At 41.6% G+C, this 22,997-nt stretch carries 16 protein-coding genes; 13 read left to right on the top strand and 3 right to left on the bottom strand.

Features of this window, described 5'->3' with window-relative positions; translation table 11 throughout:
- The first annotated feature begins 46 nt into the window (after positions 1 to 46).
- Positions 47 to 1,936, top strand: coding sequence for a DUF2207 family protein (locus M1F97_RS07265; RefSeq protein ID WP_247944683.1), 1,890 nt, complete (start codon positions 47 to 49; stop codon positions 1,934 to 1,936).
- 59 nt (positions 1,937 to 1,995) lie between these two features.
- Positions 1,996 to 2,841, top strand: coding sequence for an undecaprenyl-diphosphate phosphatase (locus tag M1F97_RS07260; RefSeq protein ID WP_247944682.1), 846 nt, complete (start codon positions 1,996 to 1,998; stop codon positions 2,839 to 2,841).
- 33 nt (positions 2,842 to 2,874) lie between these two features.
- Here M1F97_RS07260 and dinB read toward each other — a convergent pair whose 3' ends face one another.
- Positions 2,875 to 3,936, bottom strand: a complete 1,062-nt coding sequence (dinB, locus tag M1F97_RS07255) for a DNA polymerase IV (protein ID WP_247944681.1) — start codon at positions 3,934 to 3,936, stop codon at positions 2,875 to 2,877.
- 236 nt (positions 3,937 to 4,172) lie between these two features.
- Here dinB and pflB point away from each other — a divergent pair, with 236 nt between their 5' ends.
- Both pflB and M1F97_RS07245 read left to right on the top strand, forming a co-directional pair.
- On the top strand, positions 4,173 to 6,488 hold the full coding sequence (gene pflB, locus M1F97_RS07250; RefSeq protein WP_025172329.1) for a formate C-acetyltransferase: 2,316 nt from the start codon (positions 4,173 to 4,175) through the stop codon (positions 6,486 to 6,488).
- Between the two features lie 396 nt (positions 6,489 to 6,884).
- Complete coding sequence (locus M1F97_RS07245; protein ID WP_247944680.1) at positions 6,885 to 8,990, top strand: ATP-dependent Clp protease ATP-binding subunit; 2,106 nt, start codon at positions 6,885 to 6,887, stop codon at positions 8,988 to 8,990.
- 56 nt (positions 8,991 to 9,046) lie between these two features.
- On the opposite strand, the gene M1F97_RS07240 is transcribed toward M1F97_RS07245, so the two are convergent.
- Positions 9,047 to 9,529, bottom strand: coding sequence for an S-ribosylhomocysteine lyase (locus tag M1F97_RS07240; protein WP_247944679.1), 483 nt, complete (start codon positions 9,527 to 9,529; stop codon positions 9,047 to 9,049).
- Positions 9,530 to 9,806: 277 nt separating this feature from the next.
- On the opposite strand from M1F97_RS07240, the gene M1F97_RS07235 reads away from it, so the two are divergent.
- Genes M1F97_RS07235 through M1F97_RS07215 form a run of 5 tightly spaced genes read left to right on the top strand, consistent with a single transcriptional unit; the run spans position 9,807 to position 13,735 of the window.
- Positions 9,807 to 10,514: an ABC transporter ATP-binding protein gene (locus M1F97_RS07235; RefSeq protein ID WP_061423412.1), complete on the top strand. Its 708-nt coding sequence runs from the start codon at positions 9,807 to 9,809 to the stop codon at positions 10,512 to 10,514.
- 1 nt (position 10,515) lies between these two features.
- On the top strand, positions 10,516 to 11,304 hold the full coding sequence (locus M1F97_RS07230; protein ID WP_247944678.1) for a lantibiotic ABC transporter permease: 789 nt from the start codon (positions 10,516 to 10,518) through the stop codon (positions 11,302 to 11,304).
- On the top strand, positions 11,304 to 12,026 hold the full coding sequence (locus M1F97_RS07225) for a lantibiotic ABC transporter permease (protein WP_247944677.1): 723 nt from the start codon (positions 11,304 to 11,306) through the stop codon (positions 12,024 to 12,026). Before M1F97_RS07230 ends, M1F97_RS07225 begins: the two co-directional genes overlap by 1 nt.
- A 12-nt stretch (positions 12,027 to 12,038) precedes the next feature.
- A complete protein-coding gene (locus M1F97_RS07220) occupies positions 12,039 to 12,737 on the top strand; it encodes a response regulator transcription factor (protein WP_247944676.1) in 699 nt (232 codons plus the stop codon).
- Complete coding sequence (locus tag M1F97_RS07215; RefSeq protein ID WP_247944675.1) at positions 12,704 to 13,735, top strand: sensor histidine kinase; 1,032 nt, start codon at positions 12,704 to 12,706, stop codon at positions 13,733 to 13,735. The genes M1F97_RS07220 and M1F97_RS07215 overlap by 34 nt, the downstream gene beginning before the upstream one ends.
- A gap of 134 nt (positions 13,736 to 13,869) precedes the next feature.
- On the opposite strand, the gene M1F97_RS07210 is transcribed toward M1F97_RS07215, so the two are convergent.
- Positions 13,870 to 15,354, bottom strand: a complete 1,485-nt coding sequence (locus M1F97_RS07210) for a DUF1846 domain-containing protein (protein ID WP_247944674.1) — start codon at positions 15,352 to 15,354, stop codon at positions 13,870 to 13,872.
- Between the two features lie 152 nt (positions 15,355 to 15,506).
- On the opposite strand from M1F97_RS07210, the gene M1F97_RS07205 reads away from it, so the two are divergent.
- The 4 genes from M1F97_RS07205 (at position 15,507) to M1F97_RS07190 (ending at position 22,997) form a co-directional block, all read left to right on the top strand.
- Positions 15,507 to 17,117, top strand: a complete 1,611-nt coding sequence (locus M1F97_RS07205) for a glycoside hydrolase family 13 protein (RefSeq protein ID WP_247944673.1) — start codon at positions 15,507 to 15,509, stop codon at positions 17,115 to 17,117.
- A gap of 166 nt (positions 17,118 to 17,283) precedes the next feature.
- A complete protein-coding gene (locus M1F97_RS07200) occupies positions 17,284 to 19,251 on the top strand; it encodes a peptide ABC transporter substrate-binding protein (protein WP_247944672.1) in 1,968 nt (655 codons plus the stop codon).
- A gap of 149 nt (positions 19,252 to 19,400) precedes the next feature.
- Complete coding sequence (locus M1F97_RS07195; protein WP_247944671.1) at positions 19,401 to 21,362, top strand: peptide ABC transporter substrate-binding protein; 1,962 nt, start codon at positions 19,401 to 19,403, stop codon at positions 21,360 to 21,362.
- Between the two features lie 189 nt (positions 21,363 to 21,551).
- Positions 21,552 to 22,997: an LCP family protein gene (locus M1F97_RS07190; RefSeq protein ID WP_247944670.1), complete on the top strand. Its 1,446-nt coding sequence runs from the start codon at positions 21,552 to 21,554 to the stop codon at positions 22,995 to 22,997.

Raw genomic sequence — 22,997 nt, 5'->3', positions numbered from 1 at the left:
TAAAAAATGATATAATGATAGCAAAGATAAAAAGGGGGATTGTGTTGTGAAAAAGACTTTTTTCGTGCTTTTATTTAGCTTGTTTTGTATTTTACCACTCTCTGTTTTTGCGGTTGATTTCAAGATTCGCTCTTATCAAGGTGATTTGTATATTCATGCAGATAATACAGCAGAATTTAGGGAGAAAGTAGTCTATTATTTTGATGAAGACTTTAATGGACAACTAGTAGGGCTTGGCCATGCCGGTAAGATGCCAAAGGGCTTTGAGATAGATTCCAGTCCGAAGATTCAGGTATGGAAAAATGCTGCTGCCATTGAGAATGTCAATAGTGAAGTGATAGAAGAATCGGAAGGTTATACTGTAAAAGTGTATAATCCAGGCCAAGAGGGGGATACCGTTGAAGTGGTAATCACATGGCAACTAAAAAATCTCCTATTTCTATATGATGATATCGCGGAACTTAATTGGCAGCCCCTGACGGATAGTTCAGAACCTATCGAAAATTTTGAGTTTCGAGTGACGGGCTTTAATGGAGCTGAAAAACTTTTCTTTCATACAGGGAAACTCTTCACAGAGGGCAAGGTAGAAAAGATAGATGGTGATTATCGTGTTCATTTACAGAACCTACCTCGTCAGCGTGGGGTTGAGTTGCATGCTTATTGGCCTAGAAAAGATTTTGGAACAGCTTTGGATCAGGGGTTGAAGGGCAATCGTTTAGCAGAATTTGAAAAAATAGAGGAATCCATTACTGCTGAAAAAGCTCAAAGTAAAGCTCTGGTTACGTGGGTCATCCCTTTGCTACTCTCGCTTTCTTTAGTCTTTAGTGTTATTTTCTACTGCATTTACAGAAGAAAAACCTCCCCATCGAAGAAATATGACAAAAATCACCGTCTCTATGAACCGCCAATGGACTTAGAACCGATGGTCTTATCAGAAACTGTTTACTCCACTTCTTTAGAGGAAGTCAGCCCCTTGACCAAGGGAGGAGGGAAGTTCACTTTTGACCAACTCGTTCAGGCAACCTTGTTGGATGTGATCGACCGTGGAAATGTTTCAATCATTTCAAATGGAGACGAGGTCCGTCTAAAAGTCGTAAAAGAAAAAGGATTGGCAAGTTTTGAAAAAGATTGCCTTAATTTAGCCTTTTCAGGAAGAGAAGAAGTACTTGTTTCAGACTTGTTTGCAGATTACCAAGTGTCAACTAGTCTTTATCAAGGTGCAAAAGCAGCTGATGAAAAACGGATTCGGAAAACAGGATGTAAGCTTAAGTCGTCTTTTGAGCAAGCTCTGAAGCAGATGCAGGATGGAGTGAGAAAGCGGGTTTCCTCTTTGCAACTTCCAGATTATTATCGTCCACTGAGTAATGGAGAAAAAATCTTGCGATTGATGATAGGCGTCTCTACGCTTCTACCTGCTTTCGTTGGTTTTGGCTGCTTCTTGTATAGTTTGGATGCTCACGGGTACCTTTCTCTGCCACTTCCTATCCTTGGGGTTGTGAGCTTGATGTTAGCTGCCGTCTATTATTGGACGACCCGATTTGATACTCGTGATGGTGTTTTAAACGAAGAAGGGCTAGAAGCATACTATCTCTGGACTAGTTTTGAAAACATGCTTCGCGATATCGCTCACCTAGACAAGGCAGAATTAGAGAGTATTGTTCTTTGGAATCGCCTCCTTGTCTATGCTACTTTATTTGGTTATGCGGACAAGGTGAGTCATTTGATGAAATCTTATCAGATTCAAGTTGAGAACCCAGATATCAATCTTTACGTAGCTTATGGCTGGCACAGTATGTTTTATCATTCAACTGCTCAAATGAGTCACTATGCTAGTATTGCAAACACAGCAAGTACCTACTCTGTATCTTCTGGAAGTGGTTCGTCAGGTGGAGGATTCTCAGGAGGCGGAGGCGGTGGTAGCATCGGCGCCTTCTAAAAAATCTATCGCAACATCCGAAATTATGCTATAATAGAGAACAGAAAAAGGAGTAATGTATGTATTTTATTGAAATTTTGAAGTCAATCTTTTTTGGGATTGTTGAAGGAATTACAGAATGGTTGCCAATTTCAAGTACAGGTCACTTGATTTTGGTTGAAGAATTTGTCCAATACAAGGACCAAAATGAAGCCTTCATGTCCATGTTTAATGTTGTCATTCAGCTCGGTGCCATTTTAGCAGTTATGGTAATTTACTTTAACAAGCTCAATCCCTTCAAACCTGGTAAAAACAAGGTTGAAGTTCGTCGAACTTGGCAGTTGTGGTCAAAGGTCTTCGTTGCGACCTTGCCTTTGCTATTGGTCTTTAAATTAGATGATTGGTTTGATGCCAACTTCCATAACATGGTTTCAGTTGCTATTATGTTGATTATCTATGGGGTTGCCTTTATCTATCTTGAAAAAAGAAATAAGGCCCAAGCTATTGAACCAACAGTAACTGATTTAGACAAGTTGCCTTATAAAACAGCCCTTTACATTGGACTCTTCCAAGTCCTTGCCCTTTTCCCAGGAACAAGTCGTTCAGGTGCGACTATCGTTGGTGGTTTGTTGAATGGAACAAGCCGCTCTGTTGTAACGGAGTTTACCTTTTATCTCGGAATTCCTGTTATGTTTGGAGCTAGCGCTTTGAAGATTTTCAAATTTATTAAAGCAGGTCAACTCTTAAGTTTTGGCCAACTGTTCTTGCTTTTGGTAGCTATGGGTGTTGCCTTTGCAGTCAGCATGGTTGCTATTCGTTTCTTGACCAGCTATGTGAAGAAACACGACTTTACACTCTTTGGTAAATACCGTATTGTACTCGGTAGTGTCTTGTTGCTCTATGGTTTTGTGCGTTTATTTGTATAAGAAAAAGCTTGAAGGAAGATTCCTTCAAGCTTTTTAAAATCCTGTCACTGTGATTCCTAGTAAACGGATGCCTTTTTCTTTTTCAGCTAGTTCTTCGTAGAGTTGAATGGCAGTTTGCGCAATTTGGCTAGCGTCCTGTGTTGCTTGTGAGAGGCTTTTCCGCCTAGTTAGAGTGGAGAAGTCAGCGTAACGAATCTTTAGGATGATGATTTTTCCAGTTTTGTCTTGTTTACTGAGATTGAGAGCAACTTTTTCAGAGAGGAGAGTCAGCTCTTTTTTGATGTCTTCTTCAACTTGCAGAATCTTCCCATAGGTTTTCTCCTTGCCAATGGACTTACGAATGCGATCGGACTTGACTGGAGAATTGTGAATACCACGAGCCTTTCGATACAGGTCAAAACCAAGTCTGCCAAAGCGATCAATCAAAGTGATTTCAGAGACCTTCAATAAGTCTGCACCATTATAAATGCCCATTTCATGAAGTCTTTCCACTGTTTTCTTGCCCACTCCATGAAATTTAGCAATATCCATTTGTTTGAGAAATTCTTGGGCTTGGTCAGGGAGGATGACTGTCAAACCATGTGGTTTTTGGTAATCGCTGGCCATTTTAGCTAAAAATTTATTGTAAGAAACGCCAGCAGAAGCAGTCAGGTGCAGTTCCTGCCAGATATCTTGTTGGATGAGGCGAGCTATTTTGACTGCCGACTTAATACCAAGTTTATTTTCCGTCACATCCAAGTAAGCCTCGTCAATGCTCATAGGTTCAATCAAATCAGTATAGCGTTTAAAAATAGCTCGAATCTGAAGTCCCACTGCCTTATACTTTTCATAATTTCCCGAGATAAAGACGGCTTGAGGACAACGCTCGTAAGCTTCTTTAGAACTCATAGCAGAGTGAATGCCAAAGGCTCGCGCCTCGTAGCTACAAGTAGACACAACTCCCCGTCCGCCTGTTTGTCTAGGGTCGTTCCCAATGATGACAGGTTTTCCTTTTAACTTAGGATTGTCTCTTATTTCCACCGCAGCAAAAAAGGCATCCATGTCGATATGGATGATTTTTCTGGACAAATCATTAATCAATGGAAATATGAGCATTTTGCTTCCTTTCTAATGTTATTTTTTATTCATTATACCTTTTTTTCTGAAAAAATGGAAAAGAGTACTTATTCTTTCAAATATATAATACAGATTGCACCGAAAAACAGACTGTATTAGAAAAGAAAGTAATAAAGAAGCCTTTTTTCGCTTGTTGAAATCGGTTACTGTATGGTATACTGGTCTCATGAATGTAACAGATGACTGTTACTAGAAAGAAAAATGAGGACATTAACATGGTTGTTAAGACAGTTGTTGAAGCACAAGACATTTTTGACAAAGCTTGGGAAGGCTTCAAAGGCGTAGATTGGAAAGAAAAAGCAAGCGTTTCTCGCTTCGTTCAAGCTAACTACACACCTTACGATGGAGATGAAAGCTTCCTTGCTGGACCAACAGAACGTTCACTTCACATTAAAAAGATTGTAGAAGAAACTAAGGCTCACTACGAAGAAACTCGTTTCCCAATGGACACTCGTCCAACATCTATTGCTGATATTCCTGCTGGATTTATTGACAAAGAAAACGAAGTTATCTTCGGTATCCAAAACGATGAACTCTTCAAATTGAACTTCATGCCAAAAGGTGGTATCCGTATGGCTGAAACGACTTTGAAAGAAAATGGATACGAACCAGACCCAGCTGTTCACGAAATCTTTACTAAATACGTAACAACAGTTAACGACGGTATCTTCCGTGCCTACACTTCAAACATCCGTCGTGCTCGTCACGCTCACACTGTAACTGGTCTTCCAGATGCCTACTCACGTGGACGTATCATCGGTGTTTACGCACGTCTTGCTCTTTACGGTGCAGACTACTTGATGCAAGAAAAAGTAAACGACTGGAATGCAATTAAAGAAATTGATGAAGAAACAATCCGTCTTCGTGAAGAAGTAAATCTTCAATACCAAGCATTGCAACAAGTTGTTCGCTTGGGTGACCTTTACGGAGTTGATGTTCGCAAACCAGCGATGAACGTTAAAGAAGCGATCCAATGGGTTAACATCGCCTTCATGGCTGTCTGCCGTGTGATCAACGGTGCTGCAACGTCTCTAGGACGTGTGCCAATCGTACTTGATATCTTTGCAGAACGTGACCTTGCTCGTGGTACATTTACTGAATCAGAAATCCAAGAGTTCGTTGATGATTTCGTTATGAAACTTCGTACAGTTAAATTTGCTCGTACAAAAGCTTATGACCAATTGTACTCAGGTGACCCAACCTTCATCACAACTTCTATGGCTGGTATGGGTAACGACGGTCGTCACCGTGTTACTAAGATGGACTACCGTTTCTTGAACACTCTTGACAATATCGGTAACTCTCCAGAGCCAAACTTGACAGTTCTTTGGACTGACAAATTGCCATACAACTTCCGTCGCTACTGTATGCATATGAGCCACAAACACTCTTCTATCCAATACGAAGGTGTAACAACAATGGCTAAAGATGGATATGGTGAAATGAGCTGTATCTCATGCTGTGTGTCACCACTTGACCCAGAAAACGAAGATCAACGCCACAACATCCAGTACTTCGGTGCTCGTGTAAACGTTCTTAAAGCCCTTCTTACTGGTTTGAACGGTGGTTACGACGATGTTCATAAAGACTACAAAGTATTTGACATCGATCCTATCCGTGACGAAGTTCTTGAATTCGAATCAGTTAAAGCGAACTTCGAAAAATCTCTTGACTGGTTGACTGACACTTACGTAGATGCTTTGAACATCATCCACTACATGACTGACAAGTACAACTACGAAGCTGTTCAAATGGCCTTCTTGCCAACTAAACAACGTGCCAACATGGGATTCGGTATCTGTGGATTTGCCAACACTGTTGATACATTGTCAGCGATTAAATACGCTACTGTTAAACCAATCCGTGATGAAGATGGCTACATCTACGATTACGAAACAATCGGTGAATACCCACGTTGGGGTGAAGATGACCCACGTTCAAACGAATTGGCAGAATGGTTGATCGAAGCTTACACAACTCGTCTACGTAGCCACAAACTATACAAAGACGCAGAAGCTACTGTATCACTTTTGACAATCACATCTAACGTTGCTTACTCTAAACAAACTGGTAACTCACCAGTCCACAAAGGGGTATACCTCAACGAAGATGGTTCTGTGAACTTGTCTAAACTCGAATTCTTCTCACCAGGTGCTAACCCATCTAACAAAGCTAAAGGTGGATGGTTGCAAAACTTGAACTCACTTGCTAGCCTAGACTTTGGTTACGCAGCTGACGGTATCTCATTGACTACTCAAGTATCACCTCGCGCTCTTGGTAAAACTCGTGACGAACAAGTTGATAACTTGGTAACAATCCTTGATGGTTACTTCGAAAACGGTGGACAACACGTTAACTTGAACGTTATGGACTTGAACGATGTTTACGAAAAGATCATGTCAGGTGAAGATGTTATCGTTCGTATCTCTGGATACTGTGTAAACACTAAATACCTCACTCCAGAACAAAAAACTGAATTGACACAACGTGTCTTCCACGAAGTTCTTTCAATGGATGACGCATTGAGCTAAGATTTTAAATTAAATAGAAAAGGCCAGTTGGAAACGACTGGCCTTTTTGCGTCCTTGAAAAATTTTAAAAAATTAGTCAAATTTGGTCAAAAAGTTATTGACTTTTACTGACCAAAGTGATATAGTAGAAACATAAGGAAAATGAATTCCTTAGAAAACTTCATTTTCAATGATTCTATTTCTTGAAAATGTACGATAGATACCCTAGAAAGGGGTGAGGCCTATGTTAAATCTAACAGACTTTGAAAAGAAGATGATAGAAGGCTTATTTAAGAAAGAAAAACCAGAAATTATACGTAGAGTAGCGAGTTAGCTAGTCTAAAATTTTTAAAACAAAGGTCAAAGATAGTCAATATCAGAGATCGCATATAATTAACAATAAACGAGGTAAAGAATATGAACAACAACTTTAATAACTTTAACAACATGGATGATTTATTTAACCAATTGATGGGTGGTATGCGAGGATACAGTTCTGAAAACCGTCGCTACTTGATTAATGGACGAGAAGTGACACCTGAGGAATTCGCTCAGTATCGTGCAACGGGGAAATTACCAGGAAATGCAGAATCTGATGCGCAAATGCAGCACCACGCTTCAGGTATGAAACAAGACGGTGTCCTTGCTAAACTAGGTCGTAACTTGACAGCGGAAGCTCGTGAGGGCAAGCTGGATCCTGTTATCGGTCGAAACAAGGAAATTCAAGAAACATCTGAAATCCTCTCACGTCGTACCAAGAACAATCCAGTTCTGGTTGGAGATGCAGGTGTTGGTAAGACCGCAGTTGTCGAAGGTTTAGCACAAGCGATTGTGAATGGAGATGTTCCGGCTGCCATCAAGAACAAGGAAATCATTTCCATTGATATCTCAGGTCTCGAGGCTGGTACTCAATACCGTGGTAGTTTTGAAGAAAACATTCAAAATCTTGTTAGTGAAGTAAAAGAAGCAGGAAATATTATCCTCTTCTTTGATGAAATTCACCAAATCCTTGGTGCTGGTAGCACTGGTGGAGATAGTGGTTCAAAAGGGCTTGCGGATATTCTCAAGCCAGCTCTCTCTCGTGGTGAGTTGACCGTTATTGGGGCAACAACTCAGGACGAATACCGTAACACTATCTTGAAGAATGCGGCTCTTGCTCGTCGTTTCAACGAAGTCAAGGTCAATGCTCCTTCAGCAGAGGATACCTTTAAAATCCTTCAAGGGATTCGTGACCTTTATCAACAACACCACAATGTTATCTTGCCAGATGAAGTTTTGAAAGCAGCAGTGGATTATTCAATCCAATACATTCCTCAACGTAGTTTGCCTGATAAGGCTATCGACCTTGTCGATGTAACGGCGGCTCACTTGGCGGCTCAACATCCAGTAACAGATGTTCATGCTGTTGAACGTGAAATTGAGGCAGAAAAAGACAAGCAAGAGAAAGCAGTTGAGGCAGAAGATTTTGAAGCAGCTCTCAATGCCAAAACTCGCATTGCAGAATTGGAGAAAAAAGTCGAAAATCACACAGAAGACATGAAAGTGACTGCCACTGTCAACGATGTAGCTGAGTCTGTTGAGCGGATGACTGGTATTCCAGTATCTCAAATGGGAGCATCAGACATCGAACGTTTGAAAGATATGGCTCATCGCTTGGAACACAAGGTTATCGGCCAAGATAAGGCAGTAGAAGCAGTGGCTCGTGCTATCCGTCGTAACCGTGCTGGTTTTGATGAAGGTAATCGCCCAATCGGTAGCTTCCTCTTTGTAGGTCCAACTGGGGTTGGTAAGACCGAGCTTGCTAAGCAATTGGCACTGGATATGTTTGGAACTAAGGATGCTATCATTCGTTTGGATATGTCTGAATATAGTGACCGCACAGCTGTTTCTAAGCTAATCGGTACAACAGCTGGTTATGTTGGGTATGATGACAATAGCAATACCTTGACAGAACGTGTTCGTCGCAACCCTTACTCTATCATTCTCTTGGACGAAATTGAAAAGGCTGATCCTCAAGTCATTACCCTTCTCCTCCAAGTCCTAGATGATGGTCGTTTGACTGATGGTCAAGGAAATACCGTTAACTTTAAAAACACTGTCATTATCGCAACATCAAATGCTGGATTTGGTTATGAAGCCAACTTGACAGAAGATGCGGATAAACCAGAATTGATGGATCGCTTGAAACCATTCTTCCGTCCAGAGTTCCTGAATCGCTTTAACGCAGTTATCGAGTTCTCACACTTGAATAAGGAAGACCTTTCTAAGATTGTGGACTTGATGTTGGCAGAAGTCAACCAAACCTTGGCTAAGAAAGACATTGATTTGGAAGTCAGCCAAGCAGCTAAGGACTTTATCACAGAAGAAGGCTATGACGAAGTCATGGGTGTTCGTCCGCTCCGCCGTGTAGTTGAACAACAAATTCGTGATAAAGTAACAGACTTCCACTTGGATAACCTTGATGCTAAACACCTAGAAGCTGATATGGAAGATGGTGTCTTGGTCATTCGTGAGAAAGCCTAAGTCGCGATTTTGAGAAAAAATAAGGAACTAGCTAAAAAGCTGGTTCCTTTTTGTGTTTAGATGACATGACGCTCAAAGGCATCATCTGAGATTCCTTGTTCCAGGATGAGCTTCGCCCATTCCTTAGCAGAAAAGAGGCTGTGGTCCTTGTAGTTTCCGCAAGATTCGATGGTTGTTCCAGGGACATCTTCCCAAGTAGTGGTTTCAGCAATTTCCTTGAGCGAATCCTTGATAACAGCCGCGATTTCAGCACTGGTATGGTGACCCCACATAATCATGTGGAAGCCTGTACGGCAACCAAATGGTGAACAGTCAATCATACCGTCAATGCGGGTACGGATGAGTTTGGCCAAGAGGTGCTCGATCGTGTGAAGTCCAGCAGTAGGGATAGAGTCCTCATTTGGTTGCACCAAGCGGATATCAAAGTTGGAAATGATATCTCCCTTTGGTCCTGTTTCTTCCCCAATCAAGCGAACGTAAGGTGCTTTAACAATGGTGTGGTCAAGTTCAAAACTTTCAACAATAACTTCTTTTGACATGGTAAATCCTTTCAGTTTTCTTCTTTCATTATATCATAAAGACTGCTCTTGATGAAGTTTGATAAATGACTTTTTGAGACTAGCATTATAACAAAGTCTCCATACAAAACCCTCAGGATTATAAAGATAAAGGAAAAGAAAAACTGAGTTCTTTCTAATGAAGCTAGAGTGACTTTTGAAAAGTGGATCAACTTTTTCTGAAATTTCTGTTTAATCTCTGAACTAATTCTGAACTAGATTGGATATACTGGAGAAAATAAAGATAAAGGAGTTCAGTATGGAACATATGGTGAAAATAGAAGGAGTCTGCAAAAAGCATGGCAGCAAGCAGATTTTAAAAGATATTTCTTTTACAGCTAGAAGTGGTCGGATTACAGCTTTTCTGGGCCCAAATGGTGCTGGCAAGAGCTCGACCTTGAGGATTCTCTTAGGGTTAGATCGGGCGACAGCAGGGACGGCGACTTTTGATGGGCAAACCTATCAGTCAATGACTTATCCGCTCAGAACGGTAGGTGCAGCTTTTGACGGCATTGGCGGTCTGCCAAATCGAAAGGTCTATGACCACTTGAGGATTATTGCGGCGAGTAATGCTATTCCCAAGTCTCGGATCGATGAGGTTTTGGAGATGACAGGAATTGCTCATAAGAGGAAGGACCTCTTGTCAAGCCTGTCTCTGGGGGAAGGTCAGCGGCTGGGGCTGGCCGCAGCTTTGCTGGGTGATCCTCAGTTTCTTATATTAGATGAGCCGACCAATGGACTGGATCCAAGTGGAATTAAGTGGTTTAGAAAGTTCATTCGTCAGCAGGCTGATTTAGGGAAAACGGTACTTCTATCCTCTCATATACTATCAGAAGTGCAAATGGTGACAGATGATGTAGTCTTGATTCATCATGGGCGAATTATTGAGCAGGGACGATTGGAAGAGGTGCTACAAGATTCAGACAGTCTAGAAGACCTCTTCTTTGATTTGACAGAGGAGGTTTAAGATGAAAGAAACGATGTCCTTATTGCATTCAGAATGGTTGAAAATTTGCTCAACCAAGGCTTTCAGAGTGAGTATGGCCTTCATGCTGCTATTGGTGCCTGCTGTATCCTGGCTGGAGGGGCGACAGTATTTGTCTATTGGCTTGGATGCCACACCTGAGACGGTTCCCGGTCTGGCAGAAGCCATTGATCCGCTGGAATATCTGGGTCTCAACGGTGCCTCTATGGCGGGCATGGTTTTGGTCATTTTAGCTGGAATTTTGGGAGCTATGGAATTTCAGTCTCATAGCTTGAGAACCAGCCTCTTGTCCTGTAATAACCGCCTGAAGCTGCTTGTGGGGAAACTTATGACCTTTACTTGCTTTTCTCTTGCCACTAGCTTTTTATCAATTTACTTTAGTTATATAGTCATGCACATGGCTTTAGGAAAGGAAGGGCTTGATCCGATTCTGCTCAATCAGGCAGCTTGGAGTCTGATTTTGTGGAAAATCTTATCTCTGACCTTATTGGGAATCCTTTCATTTTTGTTAGGTTTATTGGCTCGGACCATGTTAATTCCTCTGCTTTTTCTCGTACCCCAAATCTATAATCTGGGAAACTACCTGGCAGCTCACACGAGTTGGGGAGCTTATCTGCCACAGCCAGCTGGAGAGTTGTTTGTGGCAACGCCAACTTCCCAATATGCCAACAATCCCTTGCAAGGACTATTGATACTAGGCGCATGGTTACTAGTCGTCGGCGGCATGACCTCTCTGCGCTTTTTGAAGACGGATTTAGGAGGGCGCTACTGATGATAAAAGCTCTGCTTAGAAGTGAATGGATTAAGTTCCGTTCTTACTATCTCGCTCTTGGTGCCGCCTTGGTGGCTCTGGTAGTCGTTCCTTTTTTTCTGATGAATCTTGACTATAGTCAGACAGCAGTTGGCCAGACGAAAGCTCTGAGCGAGACTTTGCATGCCCTCTATCTGGCGCAGCCTGTCATCGTCATCTTTACTTCCCTCTATTTTGCCCAGGAGTTTGTCAAGTCAGGGATGCGAACGAATTTTCTAACCGTATCAAATAGAAAGGCTTGGTTGGCTGGGAAATTCCTTTTTCTGGCCGTGCTGCTCTTGGTTCTCTATAGTGTTATGATAGGCAGCTGTTTCCTTGTTATGCTAGCTCGTTTTGACCTAGACTTTAGCTGGTCCTTACTGGGGAAATTCCTCTATTACAGCTCTTTTGGTCTTCTCAGCAATCTTTTTCTGGCTTTTTTAACTGCTGGCCTCGCTTTGCTCTTTCAATCTTGGGTTGTACCGGTATCGGTACTCTTTCCTCTCTTGATTGGTCTCAGCCGTTTATTGGCGACTTTCATCAAAGAAGCAAAATACCTACCCGATCTGGCTACCCTAAATCTTTTTGAGTATGAAGGGCTTCAGCAGTCAATAGATCTATCAGGGCTGGGAATACAGCTGTTATGGTTAGCTTTAGTTTGGAGCTCTGCTATATTCTTAACCTTGAAACGAGATGTTCGCTAGAGGTATGCTATAATGAAAATCATGAGACAGTATCGTATTTTGGTGGTTGATGACGACCGGAGCATTTTGAAGCTGGTGAAAAACGTCCTAGAGCTCGATGCTTATGATGTGACGACGCTTGATCGGATAAAAGACCTAGAGCTGACGCATTTTGTCGGATATGACTTGATTCTGCTGGATGTGATGATGGAGCCTGTTAATGGTTTTGAGCTGTGTTCCTACATTCGTCCTCATCTTTCGTGTCCCATCATCTTTTTGACAGCTAAGGAGTTGGAGGCGGACAAGGTGGAAGGGCTCTTTTGTGGTGCAGATGACTATATTGTCAAGCCTTTTGGGACCAAAGAATTGCTGGCGCGTGTCAGAGCTCATCTTCGGCGGGAGGAAAGACGTGAGGAGCGATATTCTGAAATTTCTTCTTGTCAATTTTATCCGGATCGCTATGAAGTTGCCTGTTTTGGTAAAGTCTTGAAATTTTCAGAGCGAGAGTTTAAGTTGCTGCATTTACTAGCTAGCAATCCCAAGCAGACCTTTTCAGCTGAACGCCTGCATACCTTGCTTTACCCAGAAAGTTCAGAAACACAGCTTCGCTCCATCTCAGAGTACGTATATCAGATTCGTCAAAAATGTAAACAAGAAGGGCTGCAAGCAATCGCAACAGTGAGAGGAGTAGGCTATAGATGGCAATTAGAACCCGTAATTTCAAAAGCCTAGTCTGGACAACCAGTTTAAAAATCGTCTTTTTTCATGTTTTGATTTTTGTGCTTATAGGTTATGAATTTACACAAGGCAGCGATTATGCCCTTTTCACCTTGTTCTTTTGGGCAGGGAGCTTGCTACTGATTACTTTTTATCATATTTTGAAATTGCTCCGAAAAATCGACAGGGAAATAAAAATGCTAACGAGCAAGAAGCTTTTAGAAGAAAATCAAAGCCAGCTTTTTCGGATTGAGGAAATGCTAGAAGTCTACAGCGATTTACGGAGCAGCCACCAAGAAAATGCTCGTCTTCTAGAAAGAGAGCAGCGGCATAATCAGGAGTTGATTTTACAGCTATCAGCGACATCGCACGATTTGAAGACGCCCCTAACTGTGATTAAGGGGAATGCTGAGCTCTTGGAATTGGCGCAGTTGGGCCAGCCACAGGCAGACTATGCTGCTGAGATTTTGCAGGCCAGTCACAAGATGGAAGAGTATTGTGGTTCTTTGATTGATTACGCTAAGACTTTTCAGATTGATTCTAATCAGTTTAGTCAGCTTTCCTTAGGGGACTTTTTAGCTGATTTGCAGGACGATTGGGAACTGTTCAGCAAACAGGAAAGCTATTGTTTTTATTTCCAAGAAGATTGTGATCTTAGTCTGATTTTGTCGATTCACTTGGACTATCTCAAGCGCGCTTTGCTCAATATTTTACTGAATGCGCTTGAACATGCTAATCAGGACCAAAAGGAAGTGAAACTGACGGTATCATTACAACAGGACCAGTTGGTTTTTGCTATCTGGAACAACGGCCCTGCATTTTCGGAGGAGATGCTGCTGGGAGCAGACCAACTCTTTTACCAGAGTGACCAAAGCCGCAATTCGGCTAATCCCCATCATGGAATCGGCTTAGCCTTTTCTAAGCAGGTCGCTCTCTTACATGCTGGTCGTCTGACCCTGCTCAATCCAGATCAAGGAGGAGCCTGTGTCGAGTTGACAATTTCATTGAAATAAATGAGAATGGAAAATCATAAAAACGCATAATACCAAGTATTCAAAAGACTTGATATTATGCGTTTGATTTTTTTATCATGTAAAGATTTACTGGCTTTTTCCCTCAAATTGAGTTTTTGTCCAGCCTTGTTTAATTACTTCCGATACAAGCGATCGTATTGGTAGTAAGGGTCAAAGGTTACGTTGATGCCTAGTTTGCGAAGGACATTCTTATCTTCATCGGTCAAGATGATGGTTGAGTGGGCTTCGCTTCCTTTGAGGTTGCCAAGTTCTTCCATGGCGCGCGCAGCATCAGGATTTTCCATAGCTGTGATGGCAAGAGCAATCAGGATTTCATTTGAGTGTAGGCGCGGATTACGGCTACCTAGATGGTTGATTTTAAGGCCTTGAATTGGTTTGACAACTTCAGGCTCAATCAACTTCACTTCTTTAGCGATAGCAGCAGATTTCTTGATGGCATTGATCAAAGCAGCAGCTGTTGGGCCAAAGAGTTCTGAGTTTTTGCCAGTGACAATGTCGCCAGATGGTAATTCGAGAGCTAGGGCAGGAGCGCCAGTTTCTTCTGCTTTTTGACGAGCGGCGACAGCAACTTTGCGGTCTGCAGGTGTGATGCCGAGGTCGTTCATGAGCAACTCGATTTTCTTGACAGCAGATTCCCCAACTTTTTCGGCTTTGAAATCAAGAACGGTTTGATAGTAACGGCGGATGATTTCTTGTTTAGAGGCTTCGATAGCAGCTTCATTATCTGTAATAGCAAAACCAACCATGTTGACACCCATGTCTGTTGGAGAAGCGTATGGAGACTCTCCTAGAATGCGTTCCAACATGCGTTTGAGCACTGGGAAAATTTCGATATCACGGTTGTAGTTGACTGTGGTTTCTCCGTAGGTTTGGAGATGGAAGGGGTCAATCATGTTGACATCATCAAGGTCAGCTGTGGCAGCCTCATAAGCCAAGTTGACTGGGTGATGAAGGGGAAGATTCCAAACTGGGAAGGTTTCAAATTTAGCGTAGCCAGACTTGATCCCGTTGATTTGGTCGTGGTACATGTTGGACATACAAGTTGCCAATTTTCCAGAACCAGGTCCAGGAGCGGTTACGACGATCAAGTTGCGACTGGTTTTGATGTAGTCGTTTTTCCCCATTCCTTCAGGCGAAATGATGTGATCCATATCCGTCGGATATCCTTTGATTGGATAATGAAGATAAGAATCAATTCCGTTTTTCTCGAGCTGGTTACGGAAGGCATCTGCAGCGGGTTGACCTGCGTATTGTGTAATGACAACGGAGCCGACAAAGATTCCCAGTTCATTAAATTTATCAATCAAACGAAGAACTTCTTGGTCATAAGAAATGCCTAGGTCACCACGTGCTTTGGAATGTTCGATGTTGCTAGCGTTAATAGCAATCACAACCTCAACTTGCTCCTTCAACTCTTGCAAGAGCTTTATTTTGTTGTCAGGTTCATAGCCAGGCAATACACGAGCAGCATGGAAATCTTCTAACATTTTGCCGCCAAACTCTAGGTAAAGCTTGCCGTCAAATTGGTTAATGCGCTCCAAAATGTGGTCGCGCTGTAGATTCAAATATTGTTCAGAACTAAAAGCTTGTTTTTTCATTTTTTTACCTCTGACCTCTATTATATAAAAAAAATGGGAATTAGGAAACTACGGAGCTAAAAAAGAAATCAAAAAGATTAGGCAAACGCTTGCATAAAGTTTTAAAAAGCGCTATCATAGATTATAAATTATTAAAATATTGAGGTAAACAGATGCAAGAAAAATGGTGGCACAATGCCGTAGTCTATCAGGTCTATCCTAAGAGCTTTATGGATAGTAATGGAGATGGAATTGGCGATTTGCCAGGAATTACGAGTAAGTTAGACTATCTAGCCAAGCTTGGAATTACAGCGATTTGGCTTTCTCCCGTTTATGACAGTCCTATGGATGATAATGGCTATGATATTGCTGATTATCAAGCGATTGCGGCTATTTTTGGAACTATGGAGGACATGGATGAACTGATCGCAGAAGCTAAGAAGCGTGATATTCGTATCATCATGGACTTGGTAGTCAATCATACCTCGGATGAGCATGCCTGGTTTGTCGAGGCCTGTGAAAATCCTGACAGCCCTGAGCGTGACTACTATATCTGGCGGGATGAGCCTAACGATCTGGATTCTATCTTTAGTGGATCTGCTTGGGAATACGATGAAAAGTCGGGTCAATACTATCTCCACTTTTTCAGCAAGAAACAGCCCGATCTCAACTGGGAGAATGAAAAACTTCGCCAGAAAATTTATGAGATGATGAACTTCTGGATTGATAAAGGAATTGGCGGTTTCCGTATGGATGTCATTGATATGATTGGCAAGATTCCTGACGAGAAGGTAGTTAATAATGGTCCTATGCTCCATCCCTATCTCAAGGAAATGAATCAGGCGACTTTTGGGGATAAAGATCTCTTGACAGTGGGAGAAACTTGGGGGGCAACGCCAGAAATTGCCAAGCTTTACTCTGATCCGAAGGGCCAAGAATTGTCTATGGTCTTCCAGTTTGAGCACATCTGTCTTCAGTATCAGGAAGGGCAACCTAAGTGGCACTACCAAGAAGAGTTAAATGTAGGGAAGTTAAAAGAGATTTTTAACAAATGGCAGACAGAATTAGGAGTTGAAGACGGCTGGAATTCCCTCTTCTGGAACAACCATGACCTCCCTCGTATCGTCTCTATCTGGGGAAATGACCAAGAGTACCGCGAAAAATCTGCCAAAGCCTTTGCGATTTTGCTTCATCTCATGAGAGGAACACCTTATATTTACCAAGGTGAGGAGATTGGGATGACCAACTATCCATTTGAAACACTGGATCAAGTAGAAGATATAGAATCCCTCAACTATGCGCGTGAGGCTCTTGAAAAAGGCGTTCCGATTGAAGAAATCATGGACAGCATCCGTGTCATCGGTCGTGATAATGCCCGTACCCCGATGCAATGGGATGAGAGTAAAAATGCTGGCTTCTCAACAGGTCAACCTTGGTTAGCCGTTAATCCAAACTACCAAGAAATCAACGTTCAAGAAGCACTGGCAAATCCAGATTCTATTTTCTATACCTATCAGAAACTCATCCAGATCCGTAAAGAGAACAGCTGGTTGATTCGTGCTGATTTTGAATTACTCGATACGGCTGATAAGGTCTTTGCTTATATCCGTAAGGACGGGGACCGTCGCTTCCTAGTTGTGGCTAATTTGTCCAATGAAAAACAAAAATTCTCAGTAAAAGGAAAAGTTAAATCTATCTTGATTGAAAACACTGTGGCTCAAGGAGCAGTTGAGAAACAGGTCTTGGCTCCATGGGATGCTTTCTGTGTGGAAATGACTGACTAAAATGAGCAAACCTCAAGCTTTTGAAGCTTGAGGTTTTTTACTAAAAATTGTGTAAAAATCTTTAAAAAATATTTGTTAGAATTTTCTAAAAAATTATGCGAAAGTTCTTGCTTTTATAAAAAAATAGGGTATAATGGTGAAAATACTATCTTTAAGGAGATTACTTATGAGATCGAAAAAGTGGCTCTTAGGAGCAGGTGCTGTTTTGAGTGCGGCCCTACTGTTAACCGCTTGTGGACAAAGTGAAAAAAAGGCTGATGCTCCCAAGACATTTTCTTATGTCTATGCAATAGATCCATCATCTTTGGACTACAGCGTGACGAGCAAGAGCTCAACTTCTGACGTTATAGCCAACGTTGTCGATGGCCTCTTGGAAAACGATAAATACGGGAACTTGATTCCTTCGCTTGCAGAAGACTGGTCCGTTTCTAAAGATGGCTTGACCTATACCTACAAACTTCGTAAGGGTGTAAAATGGTATACTTCTGAAGGAGAAGAGTATGCTGAAGTCAAGGCTCAGGATTTTGTTACGGGTCTGAAACACGCAGCTGATGGTAAATCAGACGGCCTCTCTCTCCTTCAAGATTCTATCAAAGGCTTGGCTGCCTACATCAGTGGAGAAAGCAATGACTTTTCTACTGTAGGAGTGAAAGCTGTTGACGATTACACGGTTGAATATACGCTCAACAAACCAGAAAGTTTCTGGAACTCTAAAGTTACAACTGCTACCATGCTTCCAGTTAACGAAGAATTTTTGAATTCTAAAGGGAGCGACTACGGTGCACCAACACCATCAAGTATTCTTTATAACGGTCCTTATTTTTTGAAATCATTGACTTCAAAATCAGTCATCGAATATGAAAAGAATCCGAACTACTGGGACAAGGACAATGTTAAGATTGACAACATTAAACTAACCTTCTATGATGGTTCCGACCAAGAATCTTTGATTCGAAGCTTTACACAAGGTGCTTATACAACAGCTCGTCTCTTCCCAACAAGCTCAAACTTTGAGTCAACTAAGAAAGAGTACGGTGATAAGATTGTCTACAGTCCACAAGAAGCGACAAGCTACTACCTCACTGTTAACGTAAATCGCCAGTCTTACAATAAAACAGCTAAAACAGACGAGGTTCAAAAAACATCAACAAAAGAAGCTCTTCTTAATAAGAACTTCCGTCAGGCGCTGAACTTTGCCCTTGACCGTCATTCTTACACTGCTCAGTTGAATGGTGAAGAAGGTGCGGACAAAATTATCCGTAACAGCCTAGTGCCTCATGACTACGTTCAAGTAGGTGAAAAGACCTTTGGAGAGTTGGCTCAGGCAGAGCTGGTTTCTTACGGGGACCAATGGAAAGATGTAGCCCTTACTGATGGTAAGGATACGCTTTACAGTCCTGAAAAAGCCAAGGCAGCCTTTGCAAAGGCTAAAGCAGAATTGCAGGCTAAGGGTGTGACCTTCCCAATCCGTTTGGATGTTCCAGTTGAACAGACCGATGTCATTGCCGTTCAACAGACTAACTCACTCAAGCAGTCTATCGAATCAACACTTGGTACGGAGAATGTCATTGTCGATGTCCTTCAAATGACCGATAATGAAAAAATGAGTATTACATCCCAAGCCAAAGTACCATCTCAAAAAGACTATGACTTGAACGGAACTGGTTGGGGACCAGACTATCAAGACCCAGCTACCTACCTAAACATTCTTGATGCTAAGAAAGGTTCTGCTCTTAAACACTTGGGGCTCACTCGTGGAAAAGACCCAGAAGTGATGGCTCAAGTCGGTCTAGACGAATACAAGAAACTCTTGGATGATGCCGCATCTGAAACAAGCGACCTCAATAAGCGTTACGAAAAATACGCTAAAGCCCAAGCCTGGGTATCGGATAGTTCGCTCTTGATCCCAGTTGCCTCTTCAGGTGGTTCTCCAACTGTTAGCCGTACTGTACCATTCACAAAAGCATACTCTCAAGTCGGAATCAAGGGAGACCCGTTTGTATTCAAAGGTTTGGAGCTGCAAAAGGATGTCGTGACTACAAAAGAATACGAAGAAGCTCTCAAGAAATGGCAGAAAGAAAAAATTGAAACAAATGCCAAATACCAAAAAGAGCTAGAAAAACATGTCAAATAGTCTATAAAAGAAAAGGAAGTTGCAGAAAATCTGTGCTTCCTTTTTCTGATTTTGAGACATCAGTCGTCGTAAAACTAGGAACTTTACAATTTAGGATAAATTTGATAAAATATAGTTATGTTATAAAAAGTGACATAAAGGAGTGAATGATGATCAAAATGAAAAAAAGACTGATCGGGACAGGTCTTGTCTTAGCTACAGGGATTTTACTTTCAGCTTGTGGACAGTCCAATACAGATACAAGCACCTTCTCATCAACATTTGGTGCAAATCCGACGACATTTAACTATCTTTTAGACTATTATGCAGATAATACTGCCGTTATTACCAATCTTGTAGATGGTTTGCTAGAAAATGACAGCTATGGGAACCTCGTGCCAGCTCTAGCTGAAGACTGGTCTGTTTCATCAGATGGTTTGACCTATACCTATAAACTTAGAAAAGATGCCAAGTGGTACACGGCTGATGGAGAAGAGTACGCTCCAGTCAAAGCCCAAGACTTTGTCACTGGGATTAAGTATGCTGTGGACAACAAGGGTCAAGCCATGGATCTCATCCAAAACTCTATCAAGGGATTGAATGACTATGTGACAGGTGTGACCAATGACTTCACAACGGTTGGTGTGAAAGCCTTGGATGACTATACGGTTGAGTACACTTTGACTCGACCAGAGCCATACTGGAACTCAAAGACAACCAACAGTATCCTTTTCCCAGTTAACGAAGAGTTTTTAAAATCCAAGGATAAAGAATTTGGAACCTTGACGCCAAACAGCATCCTTTACAATGGCCCTTACTTGTTAAAAGATTTCACATCAAAATCTTCAATCGAGTATGTGAAGAACCCACACTACTATGATCATGATAAAGTGACCATTGAGAAAGTTAAACTGGCCTACTTTGATGGCTCTGATCAGGAGATGACCATTCGAAACTTTGAAAGTGGTGCCTATACGCTTGCGGGAGTCTATCCAAATAGCTCCAACTATGCCAAGACAAAAGAAAAATACCAAGACAATATCGTTTATAGCTTGCAAGATAAGACTTCTTGGTACTTCAACTTTAATGTTAACCGTAAAGCCTATAACCATACTGCTAAAACAACGGATGAACAAAAGAAATCTACTCAAACAGCTATCTTAAATAAAAACTTCCGTCAGGCTATCAACTTTGGTATTGATCGAACAGCCTACTCTGCTCAATCTAACGGACAAGAAGCAGCAAGTAAGACCCTTCGTAATACTCTAGTTCCCCCAACTTTTGTCCAGATTGGAGATAAGACCTTTGGAGAAGTGACAGCTTCTAAGCTTGTGAACTACGGGACTGAGTGGTCAGGCATCAATTTGGCGGATGCTCAAGATGCTTACTTTAACAAGGAAAAGGCCCAAGCAAAATTTGCGGAAGCTAAAAAGGAATTAGAAGCCCAAGGCGTGACTTTCCCAATCCATTTGGACGTCCCAGTTGATCAAACCAATAAAAATGCAGTTTCTGGGATGAATTCGCTTAAACAAAGCCTTGAAACAGTACTAGGTTCTGATAATGTCGTTGTTGATGTTCAGCAACTTTCAACGGATGACTTTGGGAATGTTGCTTTCCTAGCACCAAATCCAGCAGCTCGTGACTACGACCTAAACTTTGATGGTTGGGTTGGTGATTACCAGGATCCATCAACTTATCTAGACCCCTTCAATGCTGAAACTGGTTTCTATCTCAAGATTTTTGGTCTTGATGCCAAGGAAGACCAAGAGCTCATTAAGAGTTTAGGGCTCGATACCTATACAAAACTTCTAAAAGAAGCAGATGCTGAGAATCAAGATGTCGCTAAGCGTTATGAAAAATACGCTGAAGCTCAAGCTTGGATGATTGACAATTCTCTAGTCATGTCTGCTATGTCAAATGGTGGTACAGCCTCTGTAACTAAAGTAACTCCGTTTACACGTGCCTACTCTTTAGTGGGAATAAAAGGTGATGGAAACAACTACAAGTACATGAGACTGCAAAAAGATCCTGTTACCAAGAAACAATTTGATGAAGCCAAGACTAAGTGGGAAGAAGAAAGAAAAAAAGCCATCGAACAAAGTCAAAAAGAATTTGAAAATCATATCAAATAAAAAGTTGAAATAAGGTCTCTTGCAAGGGATCTTATTTTTGTTTGCTCAAGCCCCTAAATAATGAAAACAGTCACTTCGAAATATAGCTAAGAAAAAATGAATGAAAACGCTGAGAATTGTGGGAATAAATGGAATTTACCTTACTTTTGTGATATAATTACTTTAATTATTATAGTATAGGGGAGTGTCATGACGAAACGTTCAAAGAGATCTCGCTCGAGGAGAGTAAAACGAAGCGTTAACATAGCCTTGTTAGCTGTTTATCTATTGTTGGCTGGCTTTTTATTGTTTTTTATTTTTAAATACCATATCCTTGCTTTTAGATATCTTAATCTAGTGGCAACTGCCTTAGTCCTACTAGTTGCCTTGGTGGGGCTGCTCTTGATTATCTATAAAAAAGCTGAAAAATTTACTATTTTTCTGTTAGTGTTCTCTATCCTTGTCAGCTCTGTGTCGCTCTTTGCAGTACAGCAGTTTGTTGGATTGACCAATCGTTTAAATGCGACTTCTAATTACTCAGAATATTCTATCAGTGTTGCTGTTTTAGCAGATAGTGAGGTTGGAAATGTTACGCAACTGACGAGTGTGACAGCGCCGACTGGGACTGATAATGAAAATATTCAAAAACTACTAGCTGATATCAAGTCAAGTCAGAATACCGATTTGACGGTCGACCAGAGTTCGTCTTACTTGGCGGCTTACAAGAGTTTGATTGCAGGAGATACCAAAGCCATTGTCCTAAATAGTGTCTTTGAAAACATTATCGAGTCAGAGTATCCAGACTACGCATCGAAGATAAAAAAGATTTATACTAAGGGATTCACTAAAAAAGTAGAAGCTCCTAAAACGTCTAAGAGTCAGTCTTTTAATATCTATGTTAGTGGAATTGATACCTATGGTCCTATTAGTTCGGTGTCGCGTTCAGACGTCAATATCCTGATGACTGTCAATCGAGATACCAAGAAAATCCTCTTGACCACAACGCCACGTGATGCCTATGTACCAATCGCGGATGGTGGAAATAATCAAAAAGATAAATTGACCCATGCGGGCATTTATGGAGTTGATTCGTCCATTCACACCTTAGAAAATCTCTATGGAGTGGATATCAATTACTATGTGCGATTAAACTTCACTTCATTTTTGAAATTGATTGATCTTTTAGGTGGAATCGATGTTTACAATGATCAAGAATTCACGGCCCATACTAATGGAAAGTATTATCCTGTAGGCAATGTTCATCTTGATTCAGAACAGGCTCTCGGTTTTGTTCGCGAGCGGTATTCCCTAGCGGATGGGGACCGTGACCGCGGGCGCAATCAACAAAAGGTGATTGTGGCTATCCTTCAAAAATTAACGTCGACCGAAGCACTGAAAAATTATAGTACGATCATTGATAGCTTGCAAGATTCTATCCAGACAAACATGCCGCTTGAGACTATGATGAACTTCGTCAACGCTCAGTTAGAAAGTGGCGGAACTTACAAAGTGAATTCGCAAGACTTGAAAGGTACGGGACGGATGGATCTTCCTTCTTATGCGATGCCAGATAGTAACCTCTATATGATGGAAATTGACGACAGTAGCCTTGCATCTGTCAAAACTGCTATTCAGGACGTGTTGGAGGGCAGATGA

Source organism: Streptococcus oralis (assembly GCF_023110435.1).
Lineage (GTDB): Bacteria > Bacillota > Bacilli > Lactobacillales > Streptococcaceae > Streptococcus > Streptococcus oralis_CF.
Note: the sequence above shows the minus strand (reverse complement) of the source record. Positions and strands in the feature narration are given on the sequence as shown.